Here is a 6784-nt window from a genome sequence, read left to right as displayed (position 1 = left end):
GCTGGCGCGAAGAAAGGCCGCAAGAAGAAGGGAAAATCGGGAGCTTCTGGCGGATCCAAGATCCGGGCCGTCTATCTGCTTCTCAAGAGCGTGACCCAAAGCCCGTGGCCGGGAGCGGTGCCACCGGAGGATCGGCTGGCGGAGAGCTATGCCAATGCCTGGCGTAAGGAACTGGAACGAAGACTGGAAAACCTATGATTGATCAACCGATGTCATTGCAGGAAGGAATCGAATTCCTTCTCGATAAAGAGCAATTGCCTGCGGAGTGGGATGCAAAGGAATGGTCTGCCCAGGAGGATGACATCAAGCTGCGAGCGTTCTTTTCCTCACGGGTGGAAAACGCCCGCTTCCTTGATCGCGCTCAAGGTCTCATTTTCGACTATCTCACCAAGGTTCGGGACGAAGTAACCCTTCCGGACGGGACCAAAACCACGGTGCTGCGCGTGGGTGGCCGGGCTGACTTCGTGCGGCTGATGCGCGAGTTCATGATCGAGGAAGGCATGGCGACGGAAGAGGAAATGTGGAACACCGAGCAATCCGACATAACCGACATCAAGAGCGAGGCGCGGTTGCGATTGATCTTCGATACCAACGTGCGCCAGGCTTACGGCTACGGAAAGTGGAAGCAGGGCCAGTCCCCGGAAGTCAAAGCAGCCTATCCAGCCGCAAGGTTGATCCGGGAAAGGGGAGTGAGTAAGCCACGCCCGAGGCATCAAGCGAACCTCGGCGAGATCCGCCACAAAGACGACCCATGGTGGGCACAGGAAATGAATGACCCAAAGATCGGAGGTTTTGCTGTGCCTTGGGGACCGTATGGTTTCAACTCCGGCGTGGATCAGGAAGACGTGCCGCTCGAGGAATGGGAGAAGCTGTTGGCCAAGCGAAATACACCGCCGCCTCCAGAATCTCCCCAACCGGAACCCGGCCTAAACAACGGCTTATCAGCGAGCACCTCCAAGATGGACCCCGAGATCAAGCGGCGGCTGCTTGCGGAGCTCCGAGCAACCGGGGAAGAGCGGGCGAGGATCATTGAGGATAATGATAGGTTTTACCTGATGCTAGCTCACGATTGATATATTAGATCTATCCTTTTTTGCTGCTTTGTGAATCTTTATTATTTTGGTGGCTATTTTTTTGAAATCATCCTCTTTGATGGATTGAGCTAATCTGATTTTTAAGCAGTCGTCGCTTATTTGGGCGCATTTTGTTTTATGGCGAATTTCTATCCAAATGAAGTGGAGCATGTATTTCCCGTGACCACGATTGGTTAAATTGCGGCTAGTGAAATATTTCTTAATGTTGGGATTGATTGTTAATCCGGCATCAGAGATGAAATTGTTGATGATGTCGGGATCTGGAGGGTGATAATTATTTTTTTTCTGGAAATTTTTTGGTGGGATTTTGCAATTTGCTAGCCCATTTTGGCTTGCCAAAATAGCTGCAAAGCATTCGAAAAGAGGGCGTAAACGATTGGAGGTTGTTTCTACAATAGATTTGAAATCATTTTCATTAAAGATATTCTCAATATTTTTTCTTGGGTTGTCAGCAATAATGATTGCCCGAAATCCTGAATAATCGATTAAATAATTTTCGATTGAGTGTTTTTTTAAAAAAATAAGTCTCTCAATATCATGTTTTTTGTCCAAGAGGTCATCCCAATCCATATCTACAATATAAAAGCAATTGGGGTCAGTGCAATTTGTGGCAGAATCAATAATGGGGCGCTTTCCTCCTTTGGAGAATATTTTATTAATATTCAGGCCAGTTCTCCGAAATAACTCTCGGTATAAGTTCTCGAAACCATCGTCTTCTACAAATATATGGACATCGTTGTAGTCTGAAAATAGAAGATACGATTTACCTCTATATCCTTTGCGTTTAGGAATCATTGGTTGGAACTTACAGTGATTGGTTGTACATTCACTTCTTCGGCGCCGCATATTTCCGGGCTATGAGTTGCCATCAAGGTCTGGCACTCCGAGGGTAATACTCGCTTGACCGACGTAACGAATTTTTCTTGCCATTGAACGTGAAGCGAAAGTTCTGGTTCATCGATAATGATGGGAACACCTTTTTTTGCAAGAAATGCGAAGTATGTCAGAAGAATTACAATTTGAGCTTCACCTGACGATAAATCACAAAGTAACATCCGTCTATTGTCTGCATTTCGGGTAAAATAGGGCGTTCCGGTATCGTTGTGAAAATTAATCTTTTTCCCGGAATCAGTGATGAATTCGTTGACTACTTCAGTGAATGTATCGATCTCTGACTGTGCTTCACGTGCACGATTTTCATGTTCCTCAAATAGATCGAACATGTTAGCCGCTCGCTCGAAGTTATGACCATTCAGAATTAGCATTATTTGATCAACAGCTTTTGATTGATCGAGAAGTTTTTCCAAACCCTTCAGATATTCGATGATTGCGTTGCGCACGCCTTGGTCTGAAAGAGTTTTTGAGTATTTGCCCTTTCCTGAAGAAGTAGTGAAATTTTCTTTCAATTTGCTTATTTTGCTGCGAATCTCAGTTAATCTTGATTTGTTTTTGCCCGAAGAATTTCGAATTAACCCGCTAAAGCTAAGTTCTAAAACTTTACGATTTAAATCTTCATTTATTTCAACGATTTGCTGTCTTACAGTATTATATGCATCTCGCATTAACTCTGTTGCTATGGTTGCAGCTGGCAGAGATTCCGGTCTGTTTCTTTCCCTTAATACCGCACTTCGTTTATGGGATCCTAGAAGGTATTTTCCATCTATAGACCTTCCTAGCCCGATGAATACCGGTGAAGGAAGTTCTTCTACAAGAAAATGCCAAGTAGCTACTTCGTTGAGGTCCGGTGTCATACTCGAGTATCGTTTTTTAGCTTCATTAATGAATTCTTGATTTTTTAAAAGATTGGGGGAAAGGTGAAGGGTAGTCGTTATGGGATGGTAGTTGTGTGTTTTGTCTTTTGTTATCAATTGCAATTCGTGTATTGAATTCTTGATTTCACTTTTAAGTGTGTATAAATATTTTTCATGCTTGAATTCGAGTGATACATATTCATGGTCTAGTGTGCAGAGATCAGCAAGAGAAGGTTCAAGAAGCCATTTGATGAGATTTAGGACGGTGGTTTTTCCGCATCCATTTATACCTACTAGGAAATTTTCACCGGTTTTAAAAGTTAGTTCTCCCGATAGGTATCCGTATATTTTTTTGTATTTGATTCCACGAAGTTCCATATTTGTTTCGACGATGTTATGCTAAGTGATTTCCGGATATATTGTAAATATTAATAAGTCAATATTAAAAATAATTACATCAAGCGGAAGTATCATCGGTTTTTTGAGGGACCACTCCCGCATATGGACCTTCACCGCTCCTGAGGCTTCGCTGGATGCGTGAAAGTTCTCATTTCTGCCGCATCCTTCCAGCCGTTGCCGGACGTTGTTCCGACTGAAATCGTTTACATTCCCGAAGGTGAACACGCGATTCATCCCACGGTCGACGGCAAGCCGAAGGAAATCACCGTGAAGGTGCCGCCTCAGCGCGGAGCCGCGATCGCTGCCTCACTTCAGGCTGATCTTTCCCGGCGTTTGGCGGACAACGTTCGGCCGATCATCGATTTTGATCACAACCACCGGGGACCGGCGGCGGGGATTCCGGCGTCGTTTCGTTATGAGGCGGGCAAGGGGATTGTGATGGCGCTCGATTGGACGCGGGCCGGGCGGGAAGCGATCGAGGGCAAGGATTTCTCCTACTTCTCGCCGGAGTTCCTGCTCAACGAGGACGGCACTCCAGGCGGCCTGCCGAGCCGGGGACCACTCGGAACCCTGTGCAACAACCCGGCTTTCCGGACAATTCCCCGTATCGCCGCAAGTGACGCGGCTCCCATTCAAGAACCGAAGCAACCGATCACACCCATGAGCCAATTTCTCATTCTCGCCACCTGCGGCCTTCTCAATCAATCCGAAGCTGCCCGCGACGACGCGGAAACTCTCGCACGTCAGCGCGTCTCTGCGATGCGATCCGATGCGGAAACCCTGCGCACGGTGCAGGCGTCGCTCACCGACGTGACCACGGAGCGTGATCAGCTGAAGACGAAGCTGCAAGCCGCAGAGGCCAAGCTGGCCAACGGACGCAAGGAACAAGGCGAAACCCTTTTCCAACGCGCCGTTAAAGCCGGTCTGGCCGCGCCGAAAGACGAGGTCAAAAAGGCCGAATACGTCCAAGCCGCTGAGTCGGAAAACGCGCTCGCGATCAAGTTCATGACCGAGCGGATCGAAGCCGCTGAAGCGAACCCGACTGATCCAATCGAACGCCCGATTGTCCGGGCCACTGGGCAGGATGTGCCCGACGTTTCCGGCGATCATGCCTTTGTCGTCGAGGCTCGCAAGCTGGTCACTGCCTCCCAGGCGAAGAACGAAAGCGAAGCCTTCGGCATTTTGGCCCGCAGCCGTCCGGACCTCTACGAGTCCTACAACAAGCAGTTCGAGGCCTGATCCATCCCTAACGATTCACTCTAACAACTCCTTTCCATGTCCGAAACCTACACCGCCACCGCTTACAAGAGTTTCACCGAGGAAACGCCCGGCCAGCTCGTAAACAAGGAATTCCATTTCGTTGCCCTCGGCGCGGCAGAAGATTCCATCAAACTCGCCGAGAGCGGCGATGAAGTCATCGGCGTGATGGTCGAGCGCTATGCTCCCGACCTCCCCGAAATCAACGTCCGTCTGCTCAACCGGGGCGGCACGGTCAAAGTCAAAGCCGGTGGCATCATTCCGAAGAATGGCCGCGTCGTGTTCGGTGCCGGAGGCCTGGCAATCGCGCAGCCTGCCGCTGCCGGAAGTTACCGCACGCTTGGCCGCAAGCTGAGCCAGGGCAATTCCGCCACCAATGACGTAATCGAAATCCTCGACGTGATCGAGCCGGTCGTCATCGCCTGATCCCTTATCTAACAAGCATATCTAACTCTTTTTTATCTGATGAAATCCAACGCCATCATCAACCAGGTCCTTTCCCGCACCGCATCCGAATATGCGGTCAACGAAGCTGAATACGCCGGAGCCGCGCTGGCTCCTGTGTTCCCGGTTGCGGTGCAGGCCGCGACGTTCCCGAAGTGGAACCGTGAGAACATGCTCAATGTGCCGAAGCTCAAGGCGCGTGCTCCGGGCGCACCCTATCCACGCATCAACATGGAAATTGGCAGCGACGTGTTTGCCACCTTCGACTATGGTGCCGAGATCCCCCTCGATGACCGCCAGCGGGCGATCTATCAGAGCTTCTTCGATGCCGACCGGGGCAAGATCCTGCGCGGCACCCGCGTGCTGATGCTCAACAAGGAGCGCCGGGTTCACGCGCTTGTCACCGGAGCCGACGTGCCAACTTCTGCCGCTGCCACCAAGTGGGATGCGGAAAACGCAGACCCGATCGGCGACATCGATGCCATCAAAGAAGTCATTCACGACAACTGCGGCATGGACCCGAACGTGGCAGTGATTCCCCGCGACGTGTTCAACGTTCTGAAAGAACACCCGCAGATCCTTGAAAAGATCAAATACACCCAACGCGGCATCGTGACGGCCGACATCATCGCTTCAGTGTTTGGTCTTGGTCGGATCGTGGTGGCAGGTGCGACGCAGAACAGCGCGAACGAAGGTCAGGCGATTTCCATCCAAAAGCTGTGGGGCGACTCGGTAATCGTGGCCTACGTCAACCCGGCGATCGATCTGGAAAGCCCGACCTTTGCCCGGACCTTCGCGTGGGGCGGCTACAGCGGTGCAAGCTCTGGAGAGCTGGCGGTGAAAACCTACCGAGAGGAAAACGCGAGTTCGACGATTCACCAGCTGATGCACGACGTGTGCGAGAAGCTGGCAGCACCGGCTTGCGGTTATCACCTGAGCGACGTGCTCAGCTAAACCTGAACCTTCAACGCAATCGAAGATATGCCAAACTATCAAGTCATCGACAAACGCGGCATCCCGTTCAACGGCCAAACCCTGAAGCTGGGACAAACCTTCATTCAGCCTGCCCACGGTGCGCAGGTCCGCGCCTGGCTGCGCTTCCAGCAGATCCGCGAGGTGAAGCCGGTTGAGCCGAAGCAAACCGCATCCGGCACTACCGCTACGCCTCCGGCTCAAAAGCCAGTGGTGGACGTCAGCGATGCCGCCCGCAAGCTGGCTGAGGAGCATTCGATCGATCTTGCGACGATCAAAGGCACTGGCAGCGACGGCACGATCATCAAGGCGGACGTGGAGGCCGCGATCGAAGCCGCCAAGAACTAACAAGCTCTTCTGTGTGTCATGTCAGGCCCCGTCCGTTCGCTCACGCGGGCGGGGCTTTTTTCTCTAACAACCGATGTCCTGGATCATATTCACCACCGAACACGTTCGCGCTCAGATTTCCGAGCGCGAGCTGGAAACCTACGAGGATATGGCGGCGGAACAATCGCCGAACGGCAGTGGTGCGTTCGAGCAAATCGAACCTCGGCTTGCGCTGATTGTGCCGCAGGTTTGCGAACGGATTCGCGGCCGCATCATGGCTAATCCCCGGGTTCATACTCTGGGACCAGCGGGGACGATTCCCGCGTTCATGATCTTTTCCGCCGCGGTCATTGCCAAGGCGGCTTTGATCGCGATCCCACCGCTTGAGGACGGCGAAACCGGTCCGCGTCAACGCCAGCTTAACCAAGCCGAAACGGAACTCCGCTCGCTTTCCGGGATGGACCCGAAAGCCTTCGCGATTGCGGAACCGCCGTCCGCCAGCAGCTCGGTTCGTTACGGCGGGCAACCCTTACTCGATTT

9 protein-coding genes are annotated in these 6784 nt (G+C 51.7%); 7 read left to right on the top strand and 2 right to left on the bottom strand.

Translation table 11 applies throughout. The features are described 5' to 3' along the window. On the top strand, nucleotides 1–198 hold a 198-nt coding region (locus JIN85_RS19425; RefSeq protein WP_200273966.1), incomplete at its 5' end, for a hypothetical protein. Nucleotides 199–209: 11 nt separating this feature from the next. Continuing rightward, on the top strand, nucleotides 210–1073 hold the full coding sequence (locus tag JIN85_RS19420) for a hypothetical protein (RefSeq protein ID WP_200273964.1): 864 nt from the start codon (nucleotides 210–212) through the stop codon (nucleotides 1071–1073). Here JIN85_RS19420 and JIN85_RS19415 read toward each other — a convergent pair. Both JIN85_RS19415 and JIN85_RS19410 read right to left on the bottom strand, forming a co-directional pair. Next, the gene (locus tag JIN85_RS19415; RefSeq protein WP_200273962.1) at nucleotides 1059–1889 is read right to left on the bottom strand and encodes a DUF4435 domain-containing protein; all 831 of its coding nucleotides are present in this window, start codon (nucleotides 1887–1889) and stop codon (nucleotides 1059–1061) included. The two genes, JIN85_RS19420 and JIN85_RS19415, sit on opposite strands and share 15 nt — an antisense overlap. After that, a complete protein-coding gene (locus tag JIN85_RS19410) occupies nucleotides 1886–3223 on the bottom strand; it encodes an AAA family ATPase (protein WP_200273960.1) in 1338 nt (445 codons plus the stop codon). Before JIN85_RS19410 ends, JIN85_RS19415 begins: the two co-directional genes overlap by 4 nt. A 159-nt stretch (nucleotides 3224–3382) precedes the next feature. On the opposite strand from JIN85_RS19410, the gene JIN85_RS19405 reads away from it, so the two are divergent. The 5 genes from JIN85_RS19405 to JIN85_RS19385 all read left to right on the top strand — a co-directional run. After that, complete coding sequence (locus JIN85_RS19405) at nucleotides 3383–4483, top strand: phage protease (RefSeq protein WP_200273958.1); 1101 nt, start codon at nucleotides 3383–3385, stop codon at nucleotides 4481–4483. Nucleotides 4484–4519: 36 nt separating this feature from the next. After that, entirely contained in the window at nucleotides 4520–4927 is a 408-nt protein-coding gene (locus JIN85_RS19400) for a hypothetical protein (protein WP_200273956.1), read from the top strand. A 39-nt stretch (nucleotides 4928–4966) separates the two neighbouring features. Beyond that, entirely contained in the window at nucleotides 4967–5899 is a 933-nt protein-coding gene (locus JIN85_RS19395) for a major capsid protein (RefSeq protein WP_200273954.1), read from the top strand. Nucleotides 5900–5926: 27 nt separating this feature from the next. Further along, nucleotides 5927–6265, top strand: coding sequence for an E3 binding domain-containing protein (locus JIN85_RS19390; protein WP_200273952.1), 339 nt, complete (start codon nucleotides 5927–5929; stop codon nucleotides 6263–6265). Between the two features lie 73 nt (nucleotides 6266–6338). Beyond that, the coding region (locus JIN85_RS19385; protein ID WP_200273950.1) for a hypothetical protein at nucleotides 6339–6784 on the top strand (446 nt) is incomplete at its 3' end.

The sequence above is a fragment of the Luteolibacter pohnpeiensis genome (assembly GCF_016595435.1).
Taxonomy (GTDB): Bacteria; Verrucomicrobiota; Verrucomicrobiia; order Verrucomicrobiales; family Akkermansiaceae; genus Luteolibacter; species Luteolibacter pohnpeiensis.
The sequence above is the reverse complement of the archived record's forward strand: the minus strand, read 5'-3'. Positions and strand labels throughout refer to the sequence as shown.

Excerpts from the sequence above, each read along its gene's own strand:
- JIN85_RS19410 (WP_200273960.1), bottom strand. The coding sequence starts at position 3,223 with ATGGAACTTCGTGGAATCAAATACAAAAAAATATACGGATACCTATCG.
- JIN85_RS19390 (WP_200273952.1), top strand. The coding sequence starts at position 5,927 with ATGCCAAACTATCAAGTCATCGACAAACGCGGCATCCCGTTCAACGGC.
- JIN85_RS19415 (WP_200273962.1), bottom strand. The coding sequence starts at position 1,889 with ATGATTCCTAAACGCAAAGGATATAGAGGTAAATCGTATCTTCTATTT.
- JIN85_RS19400 (WP_200273956.1), top strand. The coding sequence starts at position 4,520 with ATGTCCGAAACCTACACCGCCACCGCTTACAAGAGTTTCACCGAGGAA.
- JIN85_RS19420 (WP_200273964.1), top strand. The coding sequence starts at position 210 with ATGTCATTGCAGGAAGGAATCGAATTCCTTCTCGATAAAGAGCAATTG.
- JIN85_RS19395 (WP_200273954.1), top strand. The coding sequence starts at position 4,967 with ATGAAATCCAACGCCATCATCAACCAGGTCCTTTCCCGCACCGCATCC.